Source organism: Pseudomonas sp. FW507-12TSA (genome assembly GCF_058781435.1).
This window is the reverse complement of sequence record NZ_JBYSWT010000031.1, coordinates 21,619-46,803: the sequence shown is the minus strand read 5'-3', so window position 1 is coordinate 46,803 and position 25,185 is coordinate 21,619. Positions and strand designations below refer to the sequence as shown.

Below are 25,185 nucleotides of genomic sequence, written 5' to 3'. Positions count from 1 at the left end.
GTGTATCTGGCAGACGACTGAATTGGCATCGCACAGAAAAAGCCGGGAAATGCCCACGTTCCGGCAAAATTCTAGAAAGGAGGTGGCTCATACACCTCCTCCAACTCCCCTCCTTCGATCACTCGATCTTCGTCACTCAGCCTATCCCACCTCAAGGTGACTGTTCCGTCATCGTTGAAGGTCATGTCGATGCCATCGGTTTCGGCAAGTAGCTCAAGCACGGCATCCCACTCCCGATCCCCATCCGTATCCAGGCGATGAATCGTCACCCATCGCTGAATCTGAGCTATTGGCGAGGCAATCATCGCCGAAACCCTGAGCCCAAGCCGCTCCAGTCCAGTTAGCCCTTGGCGCTCCTGTGCGTCCTGGATCTTCTTCTGCTTACCCATAATCCACTCCATGCAACTGTATATCCATACAGGAAAACCCATCATACTCGAGCCCCTCGGAAAAATAATTAACCGCCGGTATTGACGATAAAGAAACCGCCGGTTAATTTACATCCCAAGCCAACGCAACACCGGCTCAGCAGCGAAAGCCGCGCCGCTCTTTATCGACACACCTTGCCGGATCGACACCGGCCCAGATTCAAAGGCAGCGATGAACCGGCCTCAACGGTTCAGAGGGTTGGCAACTGACCCGGGTGTGCAGCGTAAAGCACCAGAAGCAGTTATCCGGCGGACAGGGGTCGTGGTCGGAATCAACAACCAGAAGATAGCCGGAGGCCGACGCCAGCAGCGGGCCCCGACTGGAAAGGATTTGAATTAGCGCCCCGAGCTTCGGCATTGAGGGTCGCCGGACCTCATGCACCCTGCCCCACTCAATCAGGGCATTCAGAGCTGTAGCGTGCATGTTGTAAGGACCTGTGATCCGTGGCGAACAGATGCTGTTTGACGCCGCGGGGAGGAAGCTCGAAGCCCACACCGACGAAGATCGGCCAGCCCTGCAATCAGCGGCGGGTAACTGGCCAACATCGCCGACGCAACAACCCCGGTCTGACGCCAGTAGCGGGACCGGGGCACTTTGGAAAGCATCACTGAAGCCCGTTCAGCGAGCGGGCTTTGGGATTTCGACCAGGAGATAAGCAATGAGTACTGCAGTGTTTGAAGCGAGCGAAGAGGTGGTTAACGAGGCTGCCGCAGCGTGCGCTCGAAAGCTGGCGAAATTGTTCGGCGGCGTAGATGAAGCGATTGCAGCACTCAAGGCTGATCCTGCTGATCTCGCCGACCTCGCAATGCGTGAGTTCATCAAAGATCGGCGGCAGATGACGCTCAAGGTGTACATGAACCCTCAAGCATTCAGCCGCCAGATTCTGAACAACATCACTTGCTACGAAGCTACCAGGCAGAAACGTAAATACTCTGGGGCTCATTAAATCGAGTCACTTCACGCTCAAGCGACATCCCGACACGCTCGAGCAGGCGGATAGAGGCGAGATTCTTACTCTGCGTTTCGGCGATCACTCTCTTTAAACCCATCACGTCTTTTGCATAAAGCAGTGCGAAGCTTAACGCCTCCGTGGCGTACCCCTTCCCACAGTATTCGGGGAGCAGCTCGTAACTCACCTCGATGTCAGCACCATCATGATGCAGGTCGAACGAAACAATGCCAGCAAACTGCTCGGCTTCACGGGTTCTAATAACCCAAAGAGGCATTTCTCGCTGGGAATCCACTTCCAGGATCGAGCGCTTCACTGCTGCTTCTTGACTGAGCGGCCCTCCTAGATAAGTGCGCACCTTGGGATCGGTATACAACCTCACCAGATTCGTAACATCTGTTGGCCGAAGCGGTGTTAGGTGAACAAGGGATTTCACTGAAGTCTCGTCATCGCGCAAGAGGATTCGCAGCAGCATCTTCGACAAGTTCCAAGTCTATGTCCAATACACGATTCAGGCTGAGCTTCTGCGCCGGCTATACACCCTCCCCCTCCGACACCACCCGCATGCACTCTCCTCCGCGCCCATCGGCAACCAGCAGTCGGTCAGAGTGCTGACGAGTAATCGCAACCTACGCAGCAACCAGGAAGCAAAAATGACCAAATCAATCAGGCAGATGATCACCGCCGGAGAGGTTCGCCGCGCCGATGCAATCAAGGTTCGGCTTGAAGATATTCACGAAGAGCCCGGGTTTAACCTTCGCACCGAAGGTGAGTCGCTGGAGGCCAGCATTTCAGCCCTGGCGGAGTTCATCGCCAATGGCGGTGTCATCCCGCCTCTTGAGATCAGGCCTCGGGCAGATGGTGGTGTGTGGTTGGTTGACGGGCACCGCCGGCGCCGGGCGCTGATCAAGCTTGACCAGGCCGGTCGACTGCCGCGATTGCCCAGCAAGGAAAACCCAAAGGTCACCGAGTATTGGGTTGATGTGCGGATGTTCGAAGGCAGCGATGCTGATCGTGTCGCCAGGATTATCTCGAGCCAGGAGAACGAGAAGCTCTCCCCTCTCGAACTGGCCGAGGGCTACAAGCGCCTTCGTGCGTTCGGCTGGCCAGTCGATCAGATCGCCAAGAAGGTCGGCAAGACTCGGCAGCACGTAGAACAAGTGCTTACCGTGGGCAACGCGAACACCGATGTACAGAACCTGGTTGCAGCGGGACATGTGTCAGCAACAACGGCAGCACAGGTGGTGCGTGACCACGGTGACAGCGCCGGCCAGGTCCTAGGCGCTGAGCTGGAGAAGGCCAAGGCCAACGGCAAGAAGCGCGTCACCGCCGGGACCATGAAAGGCCCTTCAGTCTCAAAGACTCGCCTTGAAGCCGTTCATGAAGCCTCACGCAATTTGATTGCATCGCTCGATGCCGTAGACGAAGACAGCCTCTCACTCACCGTTCCAACCGCGCTTGTTCTTGAGCTGCGCAAGGCTCTGGACGGCGCCCAGCCGCGATAAATCCGCCCAATCCAGCCAAGCGGCCTGGAGCATCCGATGCAGTCTTCTGCCAATCGAGGCTGCATCCTCTTCCCTTAACATGCGACCGCATTGGCAGGCGCCAGGCCACCTTTCACGGTGGGTTTGGTCACCCGCGCCTGCGCCTGACCAATGCGGTTGGCTAAACCGCTGGAGATCACCATGCACGACCAAATCGACAAGCTGATCGACAACCTGTGCGCGGCAAGCAACCTGGCGTACCTGAAGAGCGAGCGCTCTCGAATTCAGTCGAAGGCCAAACCTCGCTGCGGAAACTGTGATCACTGGATGAAGTCCCGCGAGTGCCCGGCGGAGAAGAATGTGAACGGCATGAGCCGCGGGCCTTCCTGCGAGGGTATCGCCTGCTCCCAGTTCAAGCCATGCCCGAGCACGCAACGCATGTTCGACAAGATGCTTGCTGAAAACGAATCCGCGATCAGCGCGGTTACAGCCTAGCCCACCACCTGGAGGCGACCATGTCAGCTCTGCGCAAGCCCATTCCGGAAGACTACTTTCTCGACACAGAGGCTGGCCAGGAATGGTTGGCCGAGTCGGTCGACGATCTGCTCTCTCGGCACCACATCGAAGCACCGAACCCGGTTGGTCGAAGCAAAATCCTGGTCAATGCCGACCACCTACCGGAAGCGCTTGCGGACTACATGGCCGCGAAACCGGATCCAGATCGGTACATCGAGAAGATCCTGATTGAACTGATCAGGCGGGAAGACGGCGGAATTCTGCACACCTGGGCCATCGAAGCTGTCGGCGGCGATCCACAGATCGTTCGGTCTCTCGCCAGCGACCTGGTCGCCGTGCACGCCAACGAATACCGAGACGCCAAGCGCGAAAGCGATCGCGTCGAGCAGGAGTGCGGATTTTGAGCCCGCACATCCTCATCGACCAGGCCCTCGAGGGTGTTGCCGATCCCAACAGTGAGCCCGGCATCGATGTCCTGGTGCAAGGCCTGATCACTCGCCTCTTCACTGATGGGGCAATCACCACTGATGAATTCAACCACTACTGCAAGTGCTTGATGGACGTCTGTCAGAAGCGCAAGGAGGCAGAATGACCACATCCCCAGTCAAGTCGCTCATCGACGAGCAGTTGGAAGATATCACCGCCCATAACCTGCGGGATGCCTATAGCCTGGCCGAGCGCCGGGGTTTCTTCGGGCCGCCAGTTGAGCAGTATGCAGAGCCGGGTTACCGCGGTCGGGTACTGCAGGTGCTGCGCTATCGCGTGGCCCAGCTGGAGCAGCGGCAATGAGCGGTGCCGGCGCTCACAAGCGCGGCCAGCAGTTGGCGATCCGTTGCGCAAAACTCCGGCGCGAAGGCCTTTCTCTATCCGAGGTAGCGGAGCTCACAGGGATCAGAAAGGAACAGGCTAACGCCAAGATCATCCTGGGCGAGCGCCTGTTATCACTGGAGGAGTCAGCATGATCCCCGTTATCGCAATCGCCTGGTTTACCTACGTCTATCTCAGATAGACCTCTGCAGCATCCCCTCACCGAATTTCACAGCGCCCCTCAAGGATGGCGCGGGAGACACTCATGTCCACGAATATGCGGATCTGGGAGCAGGTCGAAAAAACCGACACCAGATACACCAAGCCAGCCGAGGTTGGCGGCCAGAAGATCACCAGCCTGAGCGGCACGGCGATGATCATGAAGGCCACCGAGGTATTCGGTCCGGCCGGGATCGGTTTTGGTTGGAGTGTTCTGGAGGAGCGTTTCGACAAGGGCGCCGAGATGGTCAGTGGCGAAGGCGACAAACGCATCAGCCTTGGCCACGAACTGAACCACACGGTAAAGATCAAGTTCTGGTTTGACCTGGATGGCAAGCGCGGCGAGCTGGAGCAGTATGGCTGTACGCGCTACCTCTACAAGTCAAAGTACGGCACGACCACCGACGGCGAGGCACCGAAAAAGTCGCTCACCGATGCGATCAAAAAATCACTGTCGATGCTCGGTTTCAGCGCCGACGTGTTCTTGGGGATGTTCGACGATGAGGACTACGTCAAACAGCTCAAGGACGAAGAAAAAATTGAGCAAGCCGAGGACAAGCAGGCAGAACTGGATCGCCAGAAGCAGGAGCGCCTGGATTACCTCAAGTCAGTGATCGAGACCATGTCCGGCGCTCAGTCGCCGCAAGAGCTCAAGAAGATTCATGACGTCGCCGTACGCAAGCTCACCACGCGCAACGACCACAAGGGTGCCGAGCGCATTTCGCTGGAGTGGAAGCGCCTCACAGATGCCACAGCCAAGGAGGAAGCAGCATGACCCAGCTCTACGCCTTGACTGGTCAGATAGCCGAGCTCGCGGCCCTGGCGGATACCGACGACGAAGGATTGCGCCAAGCCATTCAGGACACCATGGATGGCATCCAGGGCGAGTTCGAAGTGAAGGCCGAGAACGTCGTCATGTTGTGCCGCAACATCCAGGGCGACATTGACGCCATCGACAAAGAAGTCGACCGACTGAACGAGTTGAAGCGCATCAGAAAGAACACCGTCGGCAAGCTCGACGAGTATCTACGCCGCAACATGGAGGCCGCCGACATCAAGTCGATCAAACGGCCGCTATTCACCATCACCCTGGCCCTGGCGCCAGAGAAGGTGATCGTCGACAAGGAGGCCGACATCCCGGACGACTTCATCGACACGAAGACAGTTTTCTCGCCAGACAAACGCGCGATCGCCGCCAAGCTTAAGGAAGTCCGCGAGCATAACGCCGCGGTACGCAAGCGCATGGACGCAGGTGAAGACGCGGAAGCCGAACTCTTGGAGGAACCGACCTGGGCCCACCTGGAGCGTGGAGAAAGCTCCATTCGCATCAAGTGAGGTAATCATGACTGACAACTACATCCTGGTCGGCGCCGAGCGCCAGGCCGAACTGGAGGCAGCTAAGGCTGCCTTCTTCATGTCCGGCAAGCAGATACAGGTGCTGGAGTCTAGGTTCGAGCCCCGTCGACCACGCAAGGATGCAGGCAGCGAGCACGTTAAGTGCAGCCCTCGCGGCTCACTCAAGCGCACTAGTGAAAGCCACTTCAAGCGGCGCCTAGCCTACGTCGACACGATCCGCGAGCTGGCCAAGACCATGACCATCGACGAGGCGATGGCCACCACCGGCAAATCGGAATCAGCAATGCGCCGGGCAGCCCATGAGGGCGGCTTCATGTTCAAGAGCAAGATCGTGGACCGGGAGCGTGATCTGAAGCTCATTGAGCGCCTGAGTGCATTGAGGGATAACGGCCTTTCACGCATCGCTGCCTGTAGGAAAGTTGGCATATCCGACTCACTCCTGCACCGCCTGGAACTCACCTATGAGTTCAGCTTCCCCAAGCGCTGGGAGAAGCGAGCTTGAAGCGGATCAACAATCGCGTGCAGCAGCGTCGAAGCCAGTTGCACATTCACTTGCCGCCCAGCGGATTGAAGGAGGTGCTGTATGGCGATGTCTCAGCAGACCCGCGACGAGAAGCGCCGGGCCAAGGCCGAGCGCCTGCAGGAAGAAGACCTGCGCTTGAAGGTTCGGCCAGGGACTAAACAGGCCCTGCTGGAACTGATGGAGTGGGCCGGCATCGAGGAACAGGGCGAAGCGATGACGCTGATGATTCATCACATCGAGGCGCTCGGGCATCACGCACTTTTCAGGATCGCGCGCCACGAAATCGAAGCTCACCGGGATGTGGCGCGGAATGAGCCGCTACGGCTGTCAGCGAGGAAGCGAACCGGCCAGCACCTGCGGGCGATCTGTGGTTGGGCCGATGCCACATACAGCCAGATGATCGAAGCGCTGATCCACGGCATCCACGCCCTGGGCCAGCTGCACGCGGCGAAGTTTCTCACTCCGCCGCGGCACGAGATCAGCATATCGCCGCGCCTGGCCTTGGCCTTCGACCGGAAGAGCATGTTGATGATTCAGCAGGATCCGGGTGAGGAGATTGTTCACCCTATGAGTGAAGGCCGTTTCCCACGAATGTGTTTAATGGGTTGAAATAGCCGCTACCGTCATTGATGGTAAAAAGCACTGAATGACTTTCAAGTATGCTTTTGAGCATTCGAAGACCCTCGGTGTCAGAGGGCTGCTTGACTAGCAGCGTGCCAACGCCACCGTTTGTTTTAGGGTCGGATTTATGGACTACTTCATAATTCGCCAAGTCGACCAGTAACTGCTCGTAGCCGCCTATAAATTGCTCAGATCTGGCCAGTTTGGCATGGATAGCGAAGGCAATCGCGAACTGGGCAATAACTGGATCAGGAAGCTGCGCATCCTTCCACTCATTAGCAACCCTGCTCTCAATCCAATAAGGCCCATGCCCAAAAAAATCTTGGTGAGTTTCCGCGATATACGCCAGCTCATAAGTGGATTTTATGGTGCTGCCAATTTCAAAGATGGGTCCTGACATGCTTACCACAAGCATTGAAGATGCAGCCAAAGCTTTGAAATAAGCTACAAGGTCCTGGGTTGCTACCTGTTCCCTCATCCGACTTGCTCCTCGATCGGCCCCATGCCGGTCACCCGTAATACCCCATCCCATCCCAAATTGCCACCATGCCGCCACCAGCACGGAGGGCGGCGCATGCATGGAGATAAGCCATGAACGTCGAAACTTCGACCGTCACCAAGCTGCTGATAACTGAGGTGCACGGCCTCGACCCGATCAGCGTGTACCTCGAGGATCTGGCGCCCCGCAAAGGCAAGATCACCGTCGGCTGCTACGACAAGACCTGGCACGCCTACTGGGGCGGCATGTGGGATGGCCTGAACATCGGCCAGTTCTTCTGCGAGCTGCACGAAGCCTACATCATCGGCTACTTCGATCAGGCCATGAGCTCTCGCCGGTTCAGCGCCGAGGCCCTGGCCGACAAAGCGCGGAAGGTGATCGTGCAAATGCGTCGCGACCGGGATCTTGATGCAGAAGATGCCCGAAGCCTGCTCGACGAGGCCGAGGACGTTCGCCACACCAGTTCGCTCGAAGAGTGCGGCGGCGCCCACCGCGAGTTCATGCACCGCGTGTTCGGTGACGAGTGGTGGAGCCTGCCAGCCGATGCCATGGAGCCAAATCCAGATTGGGCCTACCTCTGCCGCATCATTGAGACGGTGCAGCAGGCCCTAGCCCAGCAGTACCCGATTGCCGCCTGACCTTCCCGCGCTGCCCGCCAGCGCCTTCCCCTATTCAATGATTACGCGGACCCGTTAAGTGCAGCGCCATACGACCATCAAGAATTTTCCGTCTCAACTGGTAGATCAAATGAAGCGCAGCTCAAGCTAAATTCTGCGTCGCTTAATAGTATTAATCCATCCTTTGTAGAACGGATCAACACACTTCTTACGCCCCAAATCAACCAGCTCTGCCTCCACCGCCTCAGCTTTAGGAAGTGCCTTTCCAATGTACTCCGGGCGATCGTGCGGCATGGAATCTTCGATCAAATAGAAGAGTTGTTCCTGGAGCTCGTACCAGGCAGTTTCGATTTTTACCAGGTCATCTTTGCCAAACAGAAGTTGGAGCAAAACCATGTCTCGTTCGAGTTCATATCGAGCAGTTGGCCATCCCTTATTCAGCTCCGACTTCTCATGCGATGTAAGCCCATGAACTTCGTGCTCGCCAGTAACTTCACTCTGAAGGAACCTTACGATGGTATTAGCTCGTAATAGGGCTGCTCCGGTCTTTTCGTACCGTTCTAGCCAGAGCTTCTCGTGCTTCGATTTGAGCACAGCCGTGTATGCCGCTACTACCGCAGCGATTAGGGTCAGCATAGTCGTGAGCATTAAAAGTCCTTAGTAAAATTACACGCTTCCCTACAGCAATACCCCACTTCAACGAATCACGCCACCCCGGTGAGGGCGGCGCCTGCAATGGAGATCGCCCATGACCCCCTACCAGATCACTGGGCCGGCGCAGATCGGCGTCAGTGGTGGCCGCACCAGCGGGCACATGCTCTGGAAAATCCTTGAGGCCCACGGCGGCAAGCTCCCGACAGACGTGCACGCCTTCTTCCAGAATACCGGCAAGGAGCGCGAGGAGACGCTGGTTTTCATCGACGCCATGGCCAAGCACTGGGACGTCAACATCGTCTGGATGGAATGGTGCCGGGTGTACGGACAACCTGACGACGCGCCCTGGTACAAGATCGTCGACTTCGAAAGTGCCAGCCGCAACGGCGAGCCCTTCACGATGATGCTGGAGTACTACCAGGCATACCGGAAGGCGGAGAAAAACCTGCCGGCCGTGCTGCCGAACTTCAGCAACAACATGTGCACCGCCTACTTGAAGGTGAAGATCGGCGAGAAGCACATGCGCGCCCTGGGCTATGACGAATGGGACTGCATCGTCGGCATCCGCTACGACGAGCCACGCCGTTACGGCCGAATGATGACCGCCAACGAGCGCGGCAATGCGCGATGGGACAGCCTCTGCCCTTCCTACGTTGCCGGCGTCATCAAGGAAGACGTGGCGGCCTTCTGGGCCGCGCAGCCATTCGACCTTGGCATGGATTCAGACTACGGCAACTGTGATCTGTGCTGGAAAAAGAACGAGGCCAAGCTGATCAGGACCATTCAGGAAGACCCGGCCAGGGTGATCTGGTGGTCTGGAACCGAAGAGCGGTTCGGCCAGGTGTTCCGGCAGGACCGCCCCAATTACCGGGCACTCGCCTGGTCTGCCGACCAGCGCGCAAGGCAAACAGACTTCGGCTTCGATTACCTGGCCGAAGACATCGACTGCTTCTGCGGCGACTGAGCTTTAACCTTGGCTGATCCGCGCGCAGATTGCGTCGTAGGCTTGATAAAAGTGGGACTTAGGCAGATGAGCTGTCTTTCGGAAATCCGCGATCCGGCTCCGCCCTTCTGGCTTGAAGCTGGCGAGGAAGGGATCGTTATCTGCTATCAGAATTTCTGGCTGTGCGTAATCCTCAAACTGGCTGCCTGTGATGTCGATGAGCGTTCCATTCAGGTCGAGCCATACGTGTGAATTGAGCTCACGCTTCTTGCCGCCAGATTGTCCGTGAACCCTCAACGCGCCGGGATAGCCTTGGTCGGACAAATAAGCGGCCAATAGCAACGAAGAGTCGTCACACGAGGCGTGTGGGAATTCCTTGGTGATGCTAACTCCGAACCAATGCCCATCATCGACAAGCCCCTTCAGCGCAGACCGAAACTCTGCAACAACAACAGCTAGTTCGCGACGACTCACAACCACCTCCTTTCGATATGCGGCGAACTATAACCGCGAGGTATTCCCATGCCCACAGAAACCCAACTGGAGCAGCGAGTAGCTGCCCTTCAGTCAGACCTGAACCAAAAGGACGAGCAGATAGACGCTCTCGAGTTCAAAGACAAAGACCGCGAGCTATCCCGGCGCGACTGGTTCGACGAGGCGCAGAGGCTGGAGAATGAAAATAGCGCCATTCGCCTACAGGCTGGCGGTATGCAGATTGAAATTGACGAGCTGCGCACCAAGCTGGCCGATCGGGATGCGCTGCTGCGTGAATGGCTCGAAATCAGCAAGCGCCACCAACAACCCGTTACGCTGGACACGCGAACGGAAGCCGCCCTATCCGCCAGCGCAGAGCCGAGCGCGCCGAAGTGCAAACACTCGATCAAGTGTGCGAGGTTCAACAGCGGCGAAATCGTCGACCACGTATGCCAAGACTGCTTGCAGGTATTCAAGCCTAGCGCACAGGTCGAGCGCGACGAGCAGGCGGATTTTGAAGCATATGCGCTAGCAAAAGGGTGGTTGCCTCACATGCTTAAGCGGCGACCAGATGGCAACTACGAAGGCTGGGGCATTAACCAAGAGCTTGGGGCGTGGATGGCCCGCGCCGCCCTGGAGCGCAAGCCATGAGTGCTCTTCACGTCCATGCCCCAAAGGGTGTCTACGTAGCCCAAATTCGCCGAGCCTTTGAGCGTAAGTGGACCACTGTCGGCGGGGAGTTCAAGCAGAAGCACCGAGCTCAAGCGACAGCAGCCGCAAACATGGTTGGCGACTTCAAGCGCGCCCGTGTCCTGTTCTGCGCTGAGTGGTACGACCCGATCATTGTGATGGAGGCCTCGGTATGAGTAACGAAACGATCAGCGTGCAGCTTCTGCCGTGCCCGTTCTGTGGGAAGGCTCCGCGCCATGTTCCAGCGGACTACATCGACCATAGCGGTCAGCCGTGGCCCTTTGCGGAGTGCGACCCATGCAGCGTCGGTGCACCAGTTGAATTCTGGAACAAGCGCGCCCTTCTCGCCCAGCCTGCCGAGCCGGTAGATTGGACGGTGACTAAGCCAGTCTCCACAGGCGCCTACTGGATACGCGGTAACGGCCTGGAACGGGAAGCGCTGATAGAGGTTGTCGAGGACGACGGTGAGCTGCGCTGCAATCTGCACCAGAGAACAACCGAAAGCGACTTTGGCTATGGCTACTCAATTGAGCAGCTCAGCGACGAATTCGAATGGCGCGGTCCGCTCTACACCCACCCAGGCGCCCAGCCGGCTGCGGTGGCGCTGCCTACCAAGGAGGACTTCAAGACCTGGGCCGACCGGCGAGCATACGACTTGAGCCACAGCGATAAAGGCATCTTTCACAATATCGACACCCGCGAAGCTTGGGCCTGCTTCAAAGCTGGAGCAGATGCTGCTGCGCGCCTCAACCCTCCCCAGCAGTAACCCTCAACGCTTCAGCACGCGCAGCGCACTTTCAAGCTCATCAGCAGCACCAGGCACATACTCGGCAGTAACCCAGCGCCAGGATGTATTGCCCATCATGCCACCAATAGCATGTGAGCATAGTTTTTCGCTCTCTAGGCCCTGTTGTGCGGCTTGCGTGATTACTGCAAGCAAAGCCTGCTCCAGATGGAATATCCGATCTATTGACATGGCTTGGCGCTCTGAGATTGAGCCCCAGTCTGACCATGCGAAACCAATTAAGCCAGCCATATTGGCAGCAGGGACAATTGATGCCTACGGCAACTGGCTGTTGATCCAGCGCTCAGCTGCTGAAATAGCTTCCACCAGAGCAGCTTGGTAGCTCTCCCAAGGGCCCTGAAGTTCTGCTGCAACATCCCCAAGGCCCGCAACGTCGCCCACCTGGATGACTCGCGCAACTACAGGAGCTTCGTCGTTCGGCCGCTCCCATTCAAACTTGATGAAAACCGTATATCCACGGTGCTCAAGCGCAATCGGAGTATCCATGCTGTGCGACACGTCAGGTCCTTAACTGAGCGAAGTTGAACGGCTTTTTACACCTGCCAGCTTAGACCCTCAATCAAGGCAAGTTGCCACCCCTTTCCATTACAGACAGCCGCAGCAGCGGCCAAGGACAAGTCATGCCTGAAGAAAAGATTGTGTTCGTCAACGGCGAACCGGCGCAGTGCGGCTGCAAAATGAAGTTCAGCTCCGGCGGTGGCGAGTATTCCGACGTGCTCTACGTGATGCCCTGCGCGACGCACAGCCCCAATCGCTTCGGCCCCGTGGAGGTTCAGCGCGACAAGGATGGCTGGTGGTATCACCCAAACATCCCGAGCTTTGGCGAAGGCGAAGACCCGGCGCCCTACATTGCCTGGGTCAAGGAGCAGGGGCTGGAGCTGAAAGGCTGGCACTCTGGTGATGAAACCTACGACCTGCCCGACGAGGACGCGGCATGCACCGCGTGGAACCCCGAATCACCAGGGCCCGAATGGTTCCTGATGGGGATTTTCGATACCGATGATGGCCCCTATGTGCAGTGGGCGCGCCGGGAGATGCAGCCATGACCATCTACGTCGACGACATGAACGCCACGTTCGGCCGCATGAAGATGTGCCACATGTTCGCTGACAGCACTGCTGAGCTGCTGTCGATGGCTGACAAGATCGGCGTACAGCGGAAGTGGCTCCAGAAAGCCGGCACCATTCGCGAACACTTCGACATCTGCCTCAGCAAGCGCGCTCGCGCCGTTGAGATGGGCGCTGTTGAGATCAGCTACCCGGGTGACGTTGCCGAGCTGATGCGCAAGCGCAAGGCCGCAACACAGGAGGTGCAGCCAGGATCCACCAGCGCGGACGTTTGCGACTGTGGTGCCGTGGTCGATGGCGTGGCGGTTCCTGCCGAGCGCGACGATCTGGCGAAATTCATCGCCGAGAAGGCCAGGGCTATGTTGCAGGAAAGGCCTGAGCAGGGATTAGGGCTAAAAGTCGCAGCTCCCTCTGCGACTTTGGATCAACCCGACAATGGAGGTTGAGCGTTCTGGCTCAGGAAGATGACCCAAGCGTTATATGACTTCTGGTGCCAGGCAACAGCATCGTCCCAAAGGCCGCCTTTAATCTCGCCGCTAGAAATTAGGTAGCTGAGCCTGGAGTTTGAGGCATCTATTTCGAGGAGGTGCCGATGAGCCATATATCGAAAATCATCATTGCTTAGCATTGGGCTGATGTCTTGAAGGGCTGGCCCGAGGATACGTGCCGCTGTCCCTGTGCATTCATTGTGACATCAAGTCGAAGCGGATATTCCATAAATCCTCAAGAAGCATGTTTTTACTCTACCCAGCAGTAACCCCTACCCTCTATTCGATCGGCGAATCGAGGACCGCATCTCCTCCACCCAGTCAGTAGCTCGCTGCAGCGCCCAAGCCATGGCGACGGTCATTGTCTGGCCATTGCAATCGGGGTGGCTCTCCTCAAGAAGCATCACTCCCTTCGCTCCGTAAATGCCGAAGAAGACCTGTGTGAGTTTCTCTTTGGAGGTTCGGACCTGGACGTTTATCAGGGTTCCGCAGGGTAGGCGCTTGTCGAGATTGCGAAAATGCAGCTCAGGATTAACCCAGTCCCAAAAAACCTTACCTCGATTACGCATTCCCTGGCCTTAAAGAAAAATGAAAAGGTTGATGAATAGTCAGCACCTAGAAGCTTTTTAGATCCAGAAGAGACAAATCAGATTCCTCACAAAATCGCATAGCCGCCGCAAAGCGGCAAGGACAAGTCATGCCTGAAGAAATCAAGCCGCCAGAGCACATCGAGAACGCCCTGGGGTATTCGCGTAACTACGCCACGGCTAAACCCAACATCGGGAACACCGAGAAAGAGCACATCCTGGGCCTGGCCAACCTCCTTGAGAAAACTGCTTTGGAGGCCGAGGCGCTGCGCAAGGACGCCGAGCGGTATCGCTGGCTGCGCGACAAGAGCGAATCCGTGCACCAGTTCTATCTGAGCACTCCGATTTGGTTCACTGGCGTCAAATTCATCAAGGAGAACGTGGACAGCACGATCGACATAGCCATGGCCCAGGAGGTGCAGCCATGATCCTCCCCGCCCTGCTTTTCATGGCCTGGAACGTCTACAGGGGGCCGAGATGATCCCGCATTCAGGCTGGCTACGGCGCCAGCTCGAGTCAGCGCTGATCCTCCTGGCCGCCTGGATTCTGGGCGGCCGCAACGTCACCAGGTCCGGGGTCGTCTCGCGTCGGGACAACAATGAAATGTTCGAGATGGACGGCGACCTGCGCGCCATCGCCAGACGCATCCGCAAGCAGTACAGCGAGTAACCCCTCCCCCAACAACTCTGCCTGCCCGCGAACGCGGGCGAGGAATTCCTATGGCCAATCCAAAGGCAATGCAGGCCGTAGAGCCTGCGCCCCGCTTCATCAGGGCAATGAAGGCTCCGGCCTACCTGGGCATGTGCCTGGATGAGTTCAATAAGACAGTTCGCCCATACGTCAGTGAGTTCCCCATCGGGAAGCAAGGCATTGGGTTTGATCGCTTGGAGCTTGATGCCTGGGCAGACGCCTACGTCGAGTCTCGGGCAATTGTAAAAGCCGCCAATCAGGACAACAATCGGCCCCGCAGCGAGCGCCAGGGCAAGAAGAAAGGAGAATTGCCGTGGCCCAAAAAGCAATCACAGGCCTCCAGCAAATGCCGAACGGCATCTGGAAGATCGACAAAAAGTACAGAGGAGAACGAATTCAAGAGAGTACTGGCACTTGTGACCGCGCCGAAGCAGAGCAGTATCTGATCCACAAGCTGGAGCAGTTGCGCCAACAGAAGGTCTACGGAGTCAGACGGGTCAGGACCTGGCGGGAGGCTGCGACTCGCTTCCTGCTCGAGGTGAAGGACCAGGCCTCTATCCACATTTCGGCCACGTACATGGAGCAGCTTGACCCATTCATTGGCGATATGCCGCTGACACACATAGATGACGATGCGCTAGCGCCATACGTACAGTCGAAGCTGAATCCTGCGGTGGGGAAGCCAGTCACAAATCGAACAGTGAACATCGCTCTTCAGCGGGTCATCCGCGTGCTGAACCTCTGCGCGCGGAAATGGCGGGATGAAGAGCGCCGGCCGCTGCTCGACGTGGTGCCGATGATTTCGCTTCTTGATGAGCGAACGAACAGTCGGAAGCCCTACCCACTTTCGTGGGAAGAGCAATCGATCCTGTTCGCCGAGCTACCGGCTCACCTCCAGACCATGGCAATGTTTAAGGTCAACACGGGGTGTCGGGAGCAGGAAGTGTGCAAGCTCCAGTGGAACTGGGAGATTGCGGTGCCGGAACTGGGGACAAGCGTCTTTCTGATACCCGCGGGCTTCGGCGGTAGAAGCGCCAGATCTGGCGTGAAGAACCGAGACGAGCGTCTGGTCGTTTTGAATGACGTGGCCAAGTCGGTGATCGAAAAGCAGCGTGGAAAACACCCGCTCTACGTGTTCCCGTTTGGCAAGCCTGATGGCGAGGGGAATGAAACGACAGTGCATCGCATGAATGACTCCGCCTGGAAGAAGGCCAGGATCAGGGCGGCGAAGAAGTGGCAGGAGAAGTTCCTGCGGCCGGCGCATGATGGCTTTGCCAGGATCCGCATTCACGACCTAAAGCACACCTTTGGGAGAAGGCTACGCGCTGCAGGCGTGACAGAGGAAGATCGGAAAGCGCTGCTCGGCCACAAGAACGGAAGTATCACCAGTCACTACTCGGCAGCAGAACTGGATCAGCTCATTGAGGCGTCAAACAAGGTATCAGCAACTGACTCGCGCGCACCAGCGCTGACGATTTTGAAAAGGAGGGAGGCATGAATAAAAAGGCCAGGGTCACTCTGAAAGTCACTATGGCAGAAACAACAAAGCCGCTCGAAAGCGGCTAAGTCATTGAAAAATATGGTCGGGACGGAGTGATTCGAACACTCGACCCCTAGCACCCCATGCTAGTGCGCTACCGGACTGCGCTACGCCCCGACTAGGCGTGAAACCTGTTTCACCTCTCAGGAAACGCTGAGGAATATACCGCAACCTTTTGAAAAGTGGAAGTATTTAAAACAGAGAATTATTTCTTGAGTACTACGAGCACATCTTCCAGTTCGGAGATCATCTGACGGATCAGTTGCTTGTACTGGGTAGTATCGTCTTTGGCTTCATCACCGGAGAGGCGCAAGCGCGCGCCACCGATGGTGAACCCCTGATCATAAAGCAACGCGCGGATCTGCCGGATCATCAGCACATCCTGGCGCTGATAATACCGGCGATTTCCGCGGCGCTTGACGGGGTTGAGTTGAGGAAACTCCTGCTCCCAATAACGCAGCACATGCGGTTTGACCGCACAGAGCTCGCTGACTTCACCAATGGTGAAGTAGCGTTTGCCTGGGATAACCGGGAGCTCGTCGTTATGACTTGGTTCCAGCATAAGCCTCAACCCGGGCCTTCAACTTCTGCCCTGGACGAAAGGTGACGACTCGGCGAGCCGTGATCGGGATTTCTTCGCCTGTCTTCGGGTTCCGGCCAGGACGCTGGCGTTTATCCCGAAGATCGAAGTTACCAAAACCGGACAATTTGACCTGTTCGTTATCTTCGAGAGCGTGCCTGATTTCTTCAAAGAATAGCTCGACCAATTCCTTGGCCTCGCGCTTGTTCAGGCCCAGCTCTTCGTAGAGACGTTCGGCCATTTCAGCTTTCGTCAGAGCCCCCATACGTCACTTCCTTAACGTGGCGTTTAACCTTTGTTCGAGCGAGGTGAGGATATTTTGCGTCGCTGAGTTCACCTCATCATCATTAAGAGTGCGCGATGGATGCTGCCAGGTCAAGCCAACGGCAAGGCTTTTTCTATGAGGATCAATGCCTTTACCCTGATACACGTCAAATAGCCTGAGGTCGGTCAGCCACTCGCCAGCATTCTCGCGAATGACCTTCAAGACCGCACTCGCGGCAACGTCACGATCTGCCAGCAGAGCCAAGTCACGACGCACTTCAGGGAAGCGCGACAGCTCGTGGAACTTCGGCAAACGACCCTGGGCCACTTCGCTCAGGACCAGTTCGAACACGAAAACCGGGCGATCCAGCCCCAGTTGCTTCGCCAGTTCCGGATGAATGGCTCCCAGGTAACCCACTTCACGCCCATCGCGCTCGATGCGTGCTGTCTGGCCCGGATGCAGCGCAGAGTGCTTACCCGGTACGAAAGTGAACGCATCCAAAGCGCCGGCAAAGCCCAGCACCGCCTCGACATCTGCCTTGACGTCGAAAAAGTCCACGCCATCGCGGCCTTGCGCCCAACCTTCAGGCAACCGCGTACCGCAAACGATACCTGCCAGCATCTGCTGCTGTTTCAGGCCTTCCAGCTGACCAACGAACCGCAGGCCGCTTTCGAACATGCGGACGCGATCCTGCTGACGGTTCAGGTTGTGCTGAAGCGCCTTGACCAAGCCTGGCCACAGGGACGAACGCATGGCCGCCATGTCGGCGGAAATCGGGTTTGCCAACAGCAACGGCTCGACACCTGGGCTGAACAGTTCGAACAGTTTCGGGTCGATGAAGCTATAGGTGATGGCTTCCTGGTAACCACGAGCCACCAGCAGGCGCCGCAGTGCCGGCAAGTCGCCTTGCGCCTCGGCCTTGGCCTGAGGAGCCAGGCGGGCTTGCGGATAACGAACCGGCAAGCGGTTGTAACCGTACAGGCGTGCGAGTTCCTCGATCAGATCGACCTCGAGGCTGATATCGAAACGATGACTCGGCACATCAACGCGCCACTGCCCTGCCCCATCGGCAGCTACCGTCAGCCCCAACGCGGTGAGCAGGCGCTCGACCTCGGAACCTTCGAGCTCCATGCCCAGCATTTGGCTGATGCGCTCGGCCCGCAGGGTGACAGGCGCCACCAATGGCAAATGTTGCTCGCTGACGGTTTCGATGATCGGGCCGGCTTCGCCGCCGGTGATTTCCAGCAGCAGGCCAGTAGCACGCTCCATGGCCTCACGGGCCAACTGCCAATCCACGCCACGCTCATAACGATGGGAAGCATCGGTATGCAGGCCGTAGGAACGGGCTTTGCCAGCCACGGCGATCTGGTCGAAGAATGCGCTTTCCAAAAATACATCGCGAGTCTTGGTGGTGACGCCACTATGCTCGCCACCCATCACACCGGCAATCGCCAGGGCACGGGTATGGTCGGCGATCACCAGGGTATCGCTGCGCAGGGCCACTTCCTGACCATCGAGCAATACCAGCTTCTCGCCTTCTTCAGCCATGCGTACGCGAATGCCACCGTTGATCTCGGCCAGGTCGAACGCATGCAGCGGCTGACCTAATTCAAGCATCACGTAGTTGGTGATATCCACTGCAGCATCGATGCTGCGGACTTCGGCACGTCGCAGGCGCTCGACCATCCACAGCGGGGTCGGCTTGGACAGGTCCACGTTACGGATCACCCGCCCCAGGTAACGCGGGCAGGCTGCTGGCGCCAACACGTCAACTGGACGTACTTCATCGTGCACTGCAGGAACTGCCTTGACTTCCGGACGCTGCACCTTGGCCGCATAAAGGGCACCAACTTCGCGTGCAATACCGGCCAACGACAGGCAGTCACCGCGGTTTGGGGTCAGGTCGACTTCGATACTGGCATCGTCCAGGCTCAGGTAGGCACGAATGTCCTCACCCACTGGCGCGTCAGCCGGCAACTCCATCAAGCCATCGTTGCCTTCACCGATCTGCAGCTCCGCCTGGGAACACAGCATGCCGTTGGACTCGACGCCACGCAGCTTGGCCTTCTTGATCTTGAAGTCGCCGGGCAGCTGGGCACCGATCATCGCGAAAGGGACCTTCAGGCCGGGGCGCACGTTCGGCGCACCGCAGACAACCTGGAAAGTCTCGGCTCCGTTGCTGACTTGGCAGACCCGCAGTTTGTCGGCGTCAGGGTGCTGCTCGGTACTTAGCACCTCACCCACGACCACACCACTGAAGTCACCGGCGGCTGGCGTAACACTGTCCACCTCAAGGCCAGCCATGGACAGACGAGCGACCAGCTCGTCACGACTTACCTGCGGGCTAACCCAACCGCGCAGCCATTGTTCACTGAATTTCATCCTGCTCTCCTAATAGATTCGTTACGGACGCGCGACTAGCGAAATTGCGCAAGGAACCGCAAGTCGTTGTCGAAGAACAGGCGCAAGTCATTGACACCGTAACGCAGCATGGCCAGACGCTCGGCGCCCATGCCGAAGGCAAAGCCCTGGAATTCTTCCGGATCGATCCCGGACATACGCAGCACGTTGGGGTGAACCATGCCGCAACCCATCACTTCCAGCCATCCGGTCTGCTTGCAGACGCGGCAACCCTTGCCACTGCACATCACGCATTCCATATCGACTTCAGCGGATGGTTCGGTGAATGGGAAGTAGGAAGGACGGAAACGCACAGCCAGTTCTTTCTCGAAGAACACCCGCAAGAACTCCTCGATGGTGCCCTTCAGGTCGGCGAAATTGATCCCACGATCCACCAGCAGGCCTTCGACCTGGTGGAACATCGGCGAGTGGGTGATATCGGAGTCGCTGCGATACACACGGCCTGGGCAGACGATGCGAATCGGCGGCTGCTGCGATTCCATGGTGCGGACCTGTACCGGCGAGGTATGGGTGCGCAGCAGCATGTTCGCATTGAAATAGAAGGTGTCATGCATCGACCGGGCCGGATGGTGGCCTGGGATGTTGAGCGCTTCAAAGTTGTGATAATCGTCTTCGACCTCGGGGCCTTCGGCGATGCCGAAGCCGATATGGGTGAAGAACTGCTCGATACGCTCCAGGGTCCGCGTGATCGGGTGCAGGCCACCAGAGGTCTGGCCACGGCCCGGCAGGGTCACATCAATGCACTCGGCGGCGAGCTTGGCGCTGAGTTCCGCCTCCTCGAAAGCCGCTTTGCGAGCATTGAGAACCTCTGTCACACGCTCCTTGGCAACGTTGATCAGCGCACCGACCTGCGGGCGCTCTTCGGCCGGCAGGTTGCCCAGGGTCTTCATCACCTGAGTCAGCTCGCCCTTCTTGCCAAGGAAGTGAACCCGGATCTGTTCCAGGGCATTGATGTCTTCAGCGTGTTGCACGGCCTCAAGTGCTTGAGAAACCAGCGCATCCAGGTTTTCCATGTACAGACTCCAGATACAAAATAGGGGAAGAGCTTGAAGGCTCTTCCCCTATTTATGACGTTTAACACCAGAGCCCACGATGGTGAGCCCGGGTGACTGTCGGGGGTACTTAAGCCAAGGTGGCTTTAGCTTTCTCGACAATCGCAGCAAACGCCGCTTTTTCGTTCACTGCCAGATCAGCCAGAACCTTACGGTCGATCTCGATGGACGCCTTTTTCAGACCGGCGATCAAACGGCTGTAGGACAGACCGTTGGTACGAGCACCAGCGTTGATACGAGCGATCCACAGAGCGCGGAACTGACGTTTTTTCTGACGACGGTCACGGTAGGCGTATTGGCCTGCCTTGATTACCGCTTGCTTGGCAACACGGAATACGCGCGAACGAGCACCGTAGTAGCCTTTAGCAAGTTTCAGAATTTTCTTGTGACGCTTACGGGCAATGACGCCACGCTTTACACGAGCCATGAGTTACTTCCTCTATTCTTGATCCAAAAATTAACGAAGGCGCAGCATGCGCTCGACTTTTGCCACGTCAGACGGATGCAGCAAGCTGCTACCGCGCAGTTGACGCTTACGCTTGGTCGACATTTTGGTCAGGATGTGGCTCTTGAAAGCGTGCTTGTGCTTGATACCGTTAGCAGTTTTCAGAAACCGCTTAGCAGCACCGCTTTTGGTTTTCATCTTTGGCATGTTCGGATACTCCGCATTCAATTGATAAACATAATCAGAAGGCCTGCCGTGCCCTGTTGATTACTTCTTCTTTTTCGGGGCGATGACCATGATCAGCTGGCGTCCTTCCATCTTAGGATGCTGTTCGACCGAACCGTACTCTTGCAGGTCAGTTTCAACCCGCTTGAGGAGTTCCATCCCCAGCTCCTGGTGGGCCATCTCACGGCCGCGGAATCGCAAGGAAACCTTGGCCCTGTCCCCGTCACTCAGGAAACGTACCAGGTTGCGTAGTTTTACCTGGTAATCCCCTTCCTCCGTCCCTGGACGAAACTTGATTTCTTTAACCTGAATCTGCTTCTGGTTCTTCTTCGCGGCAGCAAGCTGTTTCTTCTTTTCGAAGATCGACTTGCCGTAGTCCATCACCCGGCAAACAGGCGGGACTGCGTCGGCGGAAATTTCCACCAGATCCAGTTTGGCTTCTTCAGCTATACGGAGCGCTTCATCAATCGAGACGATGCCAATCTGCTCGCCGTCAGCGCCAATTAACCGAACCTCGCGTGCCGAGATATTCTCGTTGATCGGGGCCTTCGGTGCAGCTCGTTTATCTTGTCTCATATCACGCTTAATAGTAATTACTCCGAATCTTGGCGACCACGCCGGGAAACCGCTTGTGCGAGCAACGCCGAGAATTGGGCGACAGGCATCGAGCCCAGGTCTTCACCTTCACGGGTACGCACAGCGACAGTCTGCATCTCGACCTCCCGATCTCCAATAACCAAGAGATAGGGAACCTTGAGCAAAGTATGCTCGCGGATTTTAAAGCCGATCTTTTCATTTCTCAAGTCGGACTTGGCACGAAATCCGCTTTGGTTGAGTGTTTTTTCCACCTCGAGGGCGAAATCGGCCTGTTTGTCGGTGATATTCATGATCACCGCCTGGGTTGGCGCCAGCCAAGCCGGGAACACACCTGCGTAATGCTCGATCAGCATGCCGATGAAACGCTCGAACGAACCCAGGATCGCTCGATGCAACATCACTGGGCGAACACGGCTGTTATCTTCGGCGATATAGCTGGCATCCAGACGCTCTGGAAGGTTTGGATCGTACTGCAGAGTACCACACTGCCAGTTACGGCCGAGACAGTCACGCAGGGTGAACTCGATCTTCGGACCGTAGAACGCACCCTCTCCCGGTTGGTATTCCCACTCCAGGCCGGACTCGTTCAAGGCATCGGCCAAGGCACCCTCGGCGCGATCCCACAGCTCTTCGGAACCCACGCGCTTGACCGGACGAGTCGACAGTTTCATCGCGATGTCGCTGAAGCCGAAGTCCTTGTAGACGTCCAAAGTCAGCTTGATGAAGTCAGCGGCTTCTTTCTTCACCTGTTCTTCGGTGCAGAAAATGTGCGCATCGTCCTGGACGAAACCACGCACGCGCATGATGCCGTGCAGGGCGCCAGACGGCTCGTTACGGTGGCAGGCACCGAACTCGGCCAGACGCAGTGGCAGGTCACGGTAGGACTTCAGGCCCTGGTTGAACACCTGTACGTGGCATGGGCAGTTCATCGGCTTGACCGCGTAGTCACGACTTTCCGAGGACGTGGTGAACATGTTCTCGGCGTAGTTTGACCAGTGACCGGAACGTTCCCAAAGGATACGGTCGACGACTTGCGGGGTCTTGATCTCAAGATAACCGTTTTCGCGCTGCACATTGCGCATGTACTGCTCGAGTACCTGGTAGATGGTCCAGCCGTTGGCGTGCCAGAACACCATGCCTGGCGCTTCTTCCTGCAGGTGGAACAGGTCCAGTTGCTTGCCGATCTTGCGATGGTCGCGTTTTTCGGCCTCTTCGATACGCTGGATGTAGGCAGCCAATTGCTTCTTGTCGGCCCAGGCGGTGCCATAGACGCGCTGCAACTGCTCATTCTTGGCATCACCGCGCCAGTAGGCACCCGACAGCTTGGTCAGCTTGAAAGCCTTGAGGAAACGCGTGTTCGGCACGTGCGGACCGCGGCACATGTCGACATATTCTTCGTGATAATACAGGCCCATGGCAGTTTCGTTGGGCATGTCCTCCACCAGGCGCAACTTGTAGTCTTCGCCACGGTTCTGGAACACGTCGATGACTTGCGCGCGCGGAGTCATCTTCTTGATGACATCGTAGTCCTTGTCGATCAGCTGATGCATGCGCTGCTCGATGGCGGCCAGGTCGTCCGGAGTGAAAGGACGCTCGTAGGCGATATCGTAATAGAAGCCTTCGTCGATCACCGGGCCGATCACCATCTTGGCGGTCGGATACAACTGCTTCACCGCGTGGCCGATCAAGTGGGCGCACGAGTGACGGATGATCTCCAGTCCCTCTTCATCTTTGGGGGTGATGATCTGCAAAGTGGCATCGTGTTCGATCAGGTCGCAAGCATCGACCAGCTTGCCATCGACCTTGCCTGCCAGGGTGGCCTTGGCCAGGCCGGCGCCGATCGAGGCGGCGACTTCGGCTACGGATACGGCCTTGTCGAACGAACGTTGACTGCCATCGGGAAGAGTAATAGTGGGCATGGCGCCTCCTCTCCTAGTGGTGACCCCTACCAAAGGTCACGTGGGTTGGGATGAGCCAGTACAAGATCCGCCCTGCCTTTCCCACGGGAAAGCCTGCCTCACAGTGGCAGAGACCTTTCGGCCTGCCAGGGACGAACCAGAGTGACTGGAATTCAAATCAAAAAAAAGGTATCGACCGCGAGGGAAAGTGAAACATCCAAAGCCTGAAAACACCCAAGCCGGGCATGCTAGCACAGAAAAATCACAATCATCGCGCAGCAAACTTCGCAATTTGCAGTTTCCGGTCTTTTATTGAAGAAAGTGAACTTGGCATGTACGCCAGCCCTCAAATGCCCCGAGAATCGTCGTCTTTGCTACCGACTTCAGGAGAAATCGACCCATGCGCCTCACCAACCTGCTTGCCCTAGCCGCTCCGTTCGCCCTGCTGCTGCCCCTGAGCGCCCAGGCCGCCTGGCCAGCCGGTGCCCGTGCGGACTACATGAAGGACTGCACCGCAGCGGCCAGCCAGAGCATCGATGCCAAAAGCGCCGAGCAGCATTGCGCCTGTGGTGCCGAAAAGCTGAATGAAAAGTTCACTACCGAGGAAATCAAGGAGCTGATGAGCAAGACCAAGCAACCCAGCGCCGACCTGCGCACCCGGGCACTCGATGCCATTGCCGCGTGCCGGGTGACCAAGTAACCCGACACCGCCAGGAGCGGGAACGGCCGCATCGACGCTAGCCAAGCAGGCTGAAACGCGGCCTTCCTCCACCGAAATGCAGCTTTTACGGTTTTTTTATCACCGCTTGTTTTCCAACGGGAGCCCCTTAAACCGGGGCCTGCAGCCAACCCAAGCAGAAAAGCTCACCAAAGCACCAGGTAAACAGCCTCTGCAGGGGGCTCCCAAGCCGAACATTTCGACTATGATAGCCCGGTGTGCCCAGTTGGCCTGAGCAACACAGCACTACTGAAAATATATGTTTCTTGGAGATACACCATGTCTAATCGCCAAACCGGCACCGTAAAATGGTTCAACGATGAAAAAGGCTTCGGTTTCATCACTCCTCAAGGTGGCGGTGACGACCTGTTCGTACACTTCAAAGCTATCGAATCCGACGGTTTCAAAAGCCTGAAAGAAGGCCAGACCGTTTCCTTCGTGGCTGAGAAAGGCCAAAAGGGTATGCAAGCTGCACAAGTTCGTCCTGAGTAATTTCTCAGCGAGCTAAAAAAACCCCGTCCATGTGACGGGGTTTTTTGTGGGCGGGTAAAGCTGCAGCCTTAGCCGCAATTGACCCGAGTGACCACCAGATCGGCGTCGGTATTGAGGTTCAGGCGATCGGAGCGGTACTCCAGCGTAATCATGTCGTTGGGCTTGAGGAAGCGCGCGTACTGCGCACCAGCACGGGTTCGGGCTTGCTCGAGCAGCTCCGCAGAGGCCTTCTTGCCGATGGCGAATTCGGCGGCGGTTGCTTCACAACGAGTATGCCCAGCCTCGGCTGCGGCCACGGGTTCCTTGGTCGACCCGCCGGTACTGCAGCCACCCAGGACTGCGACGGCCAACAAGGTTGCGAATGAAGCGAACTTCCAAGGCATGAAGCCTCCTTTTTAAAATATACAGAGATCGTGCGACAGCCGATTTTGCGTTTGGTTGCAAAACGAAGTGGCATTTTGCCCCACGGAACAGGGCGGGCAAGTCTGCCTCAGCCAACCTTCCGGTTTCAGCAGACAATCGTCACTGGATATG

The 25,185-nt window shown here is 57.2% G+C and carries 39 protein-coding genes and 1 tRNA gene; 23 read left to right on the top strand and 17 right to left on the bottom strand.

Annotated elements, in window-relative coordinates; genetic code table 11:
* Positions 1–71: 71 nt before the first annotated feature.
* Positions 72–389: a DUF1654 domain-containing protein gene (locus AC3WK8_RS25280; protein WP_103326185.1), complete on the bottom strand. Its 318-nt coding sequence runs from the start codon at positions 387–389 to the stop codon at positions 72–74.
* A 698-nt stretch (positions 390–1,087) separates the two neighbouring features.
* Here AC3WK8_RS25280 and AC3WK8_RS25275 point away from each other — a divergent pair.
* On the top strand, positions 1,088–1,375 hold the full coding sequence (locus AC3WK8_RS25275; protein WP_146043283.1) for a hypothetical protein: 288 nt from the start codon (positions 1,088–1,090) through the stop codon (positions 1,373–1,375).
* Here AC3WK8_RS25275 and AC3WK8_RS25270 read toward each other — a convergent pair.
* Positions 1,338–1,853, bottom strand: coding sequence for a GNAT family N-acetyltransferase (locus tag AC3WK8_RS25270; protein WP_103326145.1), 516 nt, complete (start codon positions 1,851–1,853; stop codon positions 1,338–1,340). The genes AC3WK8_RS25275 and AC3WK8_RS25270 overlap by 38 nt on opposite strands.
* 178 nt (positions 1,854–2,031) lie before the next feature.
* On the opposite strand from AC3WK8_RS25270, the gene AC3WK8_RS25265 reads away from it, so the two are divergent.
* The 10 genes from AC3WK8_RS25265 (at position 2,032) to AC3WK8_RS25220 (ending at position 6,892) form a co-directional block, all read left to right on the top strand.
* A complete protein-coding gene (locus AC3WK8_RS25265) occupies positions 2,032–2,883 on the top strand; it encodes a ParB/RepB/Spo0J family partition protein (protein WP_103326144.1) in 852 nt (283 codons plus the stop codon).
* A gap of 180 nt (positions 2,884–3,063) precedes the next feature.
* On the top strand, positions 3,064–3,357 hold the full coding sequence (locus AC3WK8_RS25260; RefSeq protein WP_103326143.1) for a hypothetical protein: 294 nt from the start codon (positions 3,064–3,066) through the stop codon (positions 3,355–3,357).
* A 20-nt stretch (positions 3,358–3,377) separates the two neighbouring features.
* The gene (locus AC3WK8_RS25255; protein WP_103326142.1) at positions 3,378–3,782 is read left to right on the top strand and encodes a hypothetical protein; all 405 of its coding nucleotides are present in this window, start codon (positions 3,378–3,380) and stop codon (positions 3,780–3,782) included.
* The gene (locus tag AC3WK8_RS25250) at positions 3,779–3,970 is read left to right on the top strand and encodes a hypothetical protein (protein ID WP_103326141.1); all 192 of its coding nucleotides are present in this window, start codon (positions 3,779–3,781) and stop codon (positions 3,968–3,970) included. Before AC3WK8_RS25255 ends, AC3WK8_RS25250 begins: the two co-directional genes overlap by 4 nt.
* Positions 3,967–4,167, top strand: a complete 201-nt coding sequence (locus AC3WK8_RS25245) for a hypothetical protein (protein WP_103326140.1) — start codon at positions 3,967–3,969, stop codon at positions 4,165–4,167. The genes AC3WK8_RS25250 and AC3WK8_RS25245 overlap by 4 nt, the downstream gene beginning before the upstream one ends.
* Positions 4,164–4,340 (top strand): hypothetical protein, encoded by a 177-nt coding sequence (locus AC3WK8_RS25240; RefSeq protein ID WP_178088056.1) that lies wholly within the window; start codon positions 4,164–4,166, stop codon positions 4,338–4,340. The genes AC3WK8_RS25245 and AC3WK8_RS25240 overlap by 4 nt, the downstream gene beginning before the upstream one ends.
* Positions 4,341–4,450: 110 nt before the next feature.
* On the top strand, positions 4,451–5,179 hold the full coding sequence (locus AC3WK8_RS25235) for a hypothetical protein (RefSeq protein WP_103326139.1): 729 nt from the start codon (positions 4,451–4,453) through the stop codon (positions 5,177–5,179).
* Positions 5,176–5,739 (top strand): siphovirus Gp157 family protein, encoded by a 564-nt coding sequence (locus AC3WK8_RS25230; RefSeq protein WP_103326138.1) that lies wholly within the window; start codon positions 5,176–5,178, stop codon positions 5,737–5,739. The genes AC3WK8_RS25235 and AC3WK8_RS25230 overlap by 4 nt, the downstream gene beginning before the upstream one ends.
* Before the next feature lie 7 nt (positions 5,740–5,746).
* Positions 5,747–6,262: a hypothetical protein gene (locus AC3WK8_RS25225; RefSeq protein WP_103326137.1), complete on the top strand. Its 516-nt coding sequence runs from the start codon at positions 5,747–5,749 to the stop codon at positions 6,260–6,262.
* An 81-nt stretch (positions 6,263–6,343) separates the two neighbouring features.
* Positions 6,344–6,892: a hypothetical protein gene (locus AC3WK8_RS25220; RefSeq protein ID WP_103326136.1), complete on the top strand. Its 549-nt coding sequence runs from the start codon at positions 6,344–6,346 to the stop codon at positions 6,890–6,892.
* Here the strand turns inward: AC3WK8_RS25220 and AC3WK8_RS25215 are convergent.
* On the bottom strand, positions 6,849–7,382 hold the full coding sequence (locus tag AC3WK8_RS25215) for a hypothetical protein (RefSeq protein WP_103326135.1): 534 nt from the start codon (positions 7,380–7,382) through the stop codon (positions 6,849–6,851). The two genes, AC3WK8_RS25220 and AC3WK8_RS25215, sit on opposite strands and share 44 nt — an antisense overlap.
* A 113-nt stretch (positions 7,383–7,495) precedes the next feature.
* Here AC3WK8_RS25215 and AC3WK8_RS25210 point away from each other — a divergent pair, with 113 nt between their 5' ends.
* Positions 7,496–8,041, top strand: coding sequence for a phiTE_072 family protein (locus tag AC3WK8_RS25210; protein WP_103326134.1), 546 nt, complete (start codon positions 7,496–7,498; stop codon positions 8,039–8,041).
* 126 nt (positions 8,042–8,167) lie between these two features.
* Here AC3WK8_RS25210 and AC3WK8_RS25205 read toward each other — a convergent pair whose 3' ends face one another.
* Positions 8,168–8,668 carry a hypothetical protein gene (locus AC3WK8_RS25205; RefSeq protein ID WP_103326133.1) on the bottom strand — a complete coding sequence of 167 codons (501 nt, stop codon included), beginning with the start codon at positions 8,666–8,668 and terminating at the stop codon, positions 8,168–8,170.
* Positions 8,669–8,768: 100 nt separating this feature from the next.
* On the opposite strand from AC3WK8_RS25205, the gene AC3WK8_RS25200 reads away from it, so the two are divergent.
* Complete coding sequence (locus tag AC3WK8_RS25200) at positions 8,769–9,638, top strand: adenine nucleotide alpha hydrolase family protein (RefSeq protein ID WP_103326132.1); 870 nt, start codon at positions 8,769–8,771, stop codon at positions 9,636–9,638.
* A 3-nt stretch (positions 9,639–9,641) separates the two neighbouring features.
* Here the strand turns inward: AC3WK8_RS25200 and AC3WK8_RS25195 are convergent, their stop codons facing one another.
* Entirely contained in the window at positions 9,642–10,091 is a 450-nt protein-coding gene (locus AC3WK8_RS25195; protein WP_103326131.1) for a hypothetical protein, read from the bottom strand.
* A 48-nt stretch (positions 10,092–10,139) separates the two neighbouring features.
* Here AC3WK8_RS25195 and AC3WK8_RS25190 point away from each other — a divergent pair, with 48 nt between their 5' ends.
* The 3 genes from AC3WK8_RS25190 to AC3WK8_RS25180 are packed head-to-tail and all read left to right on the top strand — an operon-like array spanning position 10,140 to position 11,547.
* Positions 10,140–10,742 carry a hypothetical protein gene (locus AC3WK8_RS25190; RefSeq protein ID WP_103326130.1) on the top strand — a complete coding sequence of 201 codons (603 nt, stop codon included), beginning with the start codon at positions 10,140–10,142 and terminating at the stop codon, positions 10,740–10,742.
* A complete protein-coding gene (locus AC3WK8_RS25185; RefSeq protein ID WP_103326129.1) occupies positions 10,739–10,957 on the top strand; it encodes a hypothetical protein in 219 nt (72 codons plus the stop codon). The genes AC3WK8_RS25190 and AC3WK8_RS25185 overlap by 4 nt, the downstream gene beginning before the upstream one ends.
* Positions 10,954–11,547 carry a hypothetical protein gene (locus AC3WK8_RS25180; RefSeq protein ID WP_103326128.1) on the top strand — a complete coding sequence of 198 codons (594 nt, stop codon included), beginning with the start codon at positions 10,954–10,956 and terminating at the stop codon, positions 11,545–11,547. The genes AC3WK8_RS25185 and AC3WK8_RS25180 overlap by 4 nt, the downstream gene beginning before the upstream one ends.
* 3 nt (positions 11,548–11,550) lie before the next feature.
* Here AC3WK8_RS25180 and AC3WK8_RS25175 read toward each other — a convergent pair whose 3' ends face one another.
* Together AC3WK8_RS25175 and AC3WK8_RS25170 are read right to left on the bottom strand one after the other, a co-directional pair.
* Complete coding sequence (locus AC3WK8_RS25175; protein ID WP_085600453.1) at positions 11,551–11,757, bottom strand: hypothetical protein; 207 nt, start codon at positions 11,755–11,757, stop codon at positions 11,551–11,553.
* A gap of 84 nt (positions 11,758–11,841) precedes the next feature.
* Complete coding sequence (locus tag AC3WK8_RS25170) at positions 11,842–12,072, bottom strand: hypothetical protein (protein ID WP_219738185.1); 231 nt, start codon at positions 12,070–12,072, stop codon at positions 11,842–11,844.
* A 134-nt stretch (positions 12,073–12,206) separates the two neighbouring features.
* Between AC3WK8_RS25170 and AC3WK8_RS25165 the strand changes: the two genes are divergently transcribed.
* The 5 genes from AC3WK8_RS25165 to AC3WK8_RS25145 all read left to right on the top strand — a co-directional run bounded on the left by AC3WK8_RS25165 (position 12,207) and on the right by AC3WK8_RS25145 (position 15,916).
* Positions 12,207–12,632 carry a hypothetical protein gene (locus AC3WK8_RS25165; RefSeq protein WP_256592373.1) on the top strand — a complete coding sequence of 142 codons (426 nt, stop codon included), beginning with the start codon at positions 12,207–12,209 and terminating at the stop codon, positions 12,630–12,632.
* A complete protein-coding gene (locus AC3WK8_RS25160) occupies positions 12,629–13,099 on the top strand; it encodes a DUF4031 domain-containing protein (RefSeq protein WP_103326126.1) in 471 nt (156 codons plus the stop codon). Before AC3WK8_RS25165 ends, AC3WK8_RS25160 begins: the two co-directional genes overlap by 4 nt.
* 739 nt (positions 13,100–13,838) lie before the next feature.
* Entirely contained in the window at positions 13,839–14,156 is a 318-nt protein-coding gene (locus tag AC3WK8_RS25155; protein WP_103326123.1) for a hypothetical protein, read from the top strand.
* 49 nt (positions 14,157–14,205) lie between these two features.
* Positions 14,206–14,397 carry a hypothetical protein gene (locus tag AC3WK8_RS25150; RefSeq protein WP_103326122.1) on the top strand — a complete coding sequence of 64 codons (192 nt, stop codon included), beginning with the start codon at positions 14,206–14,208 and terminating at the stop codon, positions 14,395–14,397.
* A gap of 334 nt (positions 14,398–14,731) precedes the next feature.
* The gene (locus AC3WK8_RS25145) at positions 14,732–15,916 is read left to right on the top strand and encodes a tyrosine-type recombinase/integrase (protein WP_103326121.1); all 1,185 of its coding nucleotides are present in this window, start codon (positions 14,732–14,734) and stop codon (positions 15,914–15,916) included.
* 82 nt (positions 15,917–15,998) lie between these two features.
* Here AC3WK8_RS25145 and AC3WK8_RS25140 read toward each other — a convergent pair.
* From AC3WK8_RS25140 to thrS, 9 genes are all read right to left on the bottom strand, one after another.
* A tRNA-Pro gene (locus AC3WK8_RS25140) sits at positions 15,999–16,075 on the bottom strand.
* A gap of 88 nt (positions 16,076–16,163) precedes the next feature.
* Positions 16,164–16,520 (bottom strand): MerR family transcriptional regulator, encoded by a 357-nt coding sequence (locus AC3WK8_RS25135; RefSeq protein ID WP_007920509.1) that lies wholly within the window; start codon positions 16,518–16,520, stop codon positions 16,164–16,166.
* The gene (gene ihfA, locus AC3WK8_RS25130) at positions 16,501–16,803 is read right to left on the bottom strand and encodes an integration host factor subunit alpha (protein ID WP_002553164.1); all 303 of its coding nucleotides are present in this window, start codon (positions 16,801–16,803) and stop codon (positions 16,501–16,503) included. The genes AC3WK8_RS25135 and ihfA overlap by 20 nt, the downstream gene beginning before the upstream one ends.
* Positions 16,804–16,806: 3 nt before the next feature.
* The gene (pheT, locus tag AC3WK8_RS25125) at positions 16,807–19,185 is read right to left on the bottom strand and encodes a phenylalanine--tRNA ligase subunit beta (RefSeq protein ID WP_103326120.1); all 2,379 of its coding nucleotides are present in this window, start codon (positions 19,183–19,185) and stop codon (positions 16,807–16,809) included.
* 35 nt (positions 19,186–19,220) lie between these two features.
* Positions 19,221–20,237 (bottom strand): phenylalanine--tRNA ligase subunit alpha, encoded by a 1,017-nt coding sequence (gene pheS / locus AC3WK8_RS25120; protein ID WP_053138173.1) that lies wholly within the window; start codon positions 20,235–20,237, stop codon positions 19,221–19,223.
* A gap of 109 nt (positions 20,238–20,346) precedes the next feature.
* Complete coding sequence (gene rplT / locus AC3WK8_RS25115) at positions 20,347–20,703, bottom strand: 50S ribosomal protein L20 (protein WP_016963673.1); 357 nt, start codon at positions 20,701–20,703, stop codon at positions 20,347–20,349.
* Between the two features lie 30 nt (positions 20,704–20,733).
* The gene (rpmI, locus tag AC3WK8_RS25110) at positions 20,734–20,928 is read right to left on the bottom strand and encodes a 50S ribosomal protein L35 (RefSeq protein WP_002553160.1); all 195 of its coding nucleotides are present in this window, start codon (positions 20,926–20,928) and stop codon (positions 20,734–20,736) included.
* Positions 20,929–20,988: 60 nt separating this feature from the next.
* Positions 20,989–21,540, bottom strand: a complete 552-nt coding sequence (infC, locus tag AC3WK8_RS25105) for a translation initiation factor IF-3 (RefSeq protein ID WP_172681693.1) — start codon at positions 21,538–21,540, stop codon at positions 20,989–20,991.
* Positions 21,540–23,462 (bottom strand): threonine--tRNA ligase, encoded by a 1,923-nt coding sequence (gene thrS, locus AC3WK8_RS25100; protein ID WP_085599447.1) that lies wholly within the window; start codon positions 23,460–23,462, stop codon positions 21,540–21,542. Before thrS ends, infC begins: the two co-directional genes overlap by 1 nt.
* 379 nt (positions 23,463–23,841) lie before the next feature.
* On the opposite strand from thrS, the gene AC3WK8_RS25095 reads away from it, so the two are divergent.
* A complete protein-coding gene (locus AC3WK8_RS25095; protein ID WP_085599449.1) occupies positions 23,842–24,141 on the top strand; it encodes a hypothetical protein in 300 nt (99 codons plus the stop codon).
* 297 nt (positions 24,142–24,438) lie between these two features.
* Positions 24,439–24,651 (top strand): cold-shock protein, encoded by a 213-nt coding sequence (locus AC3WK8_RS25090; protein WP_003179963.1) that lies wholly within the window; start codon positions 24,439–24,441, stop codon positions 24,649–24,651.
* A gap of 68 nt (positions 24,652–24,719) precedes the next feature.
* On the opposite strand, the gene AC3WK8_RS25085 is transcribed toward AC3WK8_RS25090, so the two are convergent.
* Complete coding sequence (locus AC3WK8_RS25085; RefSeq protein ID WP_022643537.1) at positions 24,720–25,034, bottom strand: I78 family peptidase inhibitor; 315 nt, start codon at positions 25,032–25,034, stop codon at positions 24,720–24,722.
* Between the last annotated feature and the right edge of the window lie 151 nt (positions 25,035–25,185).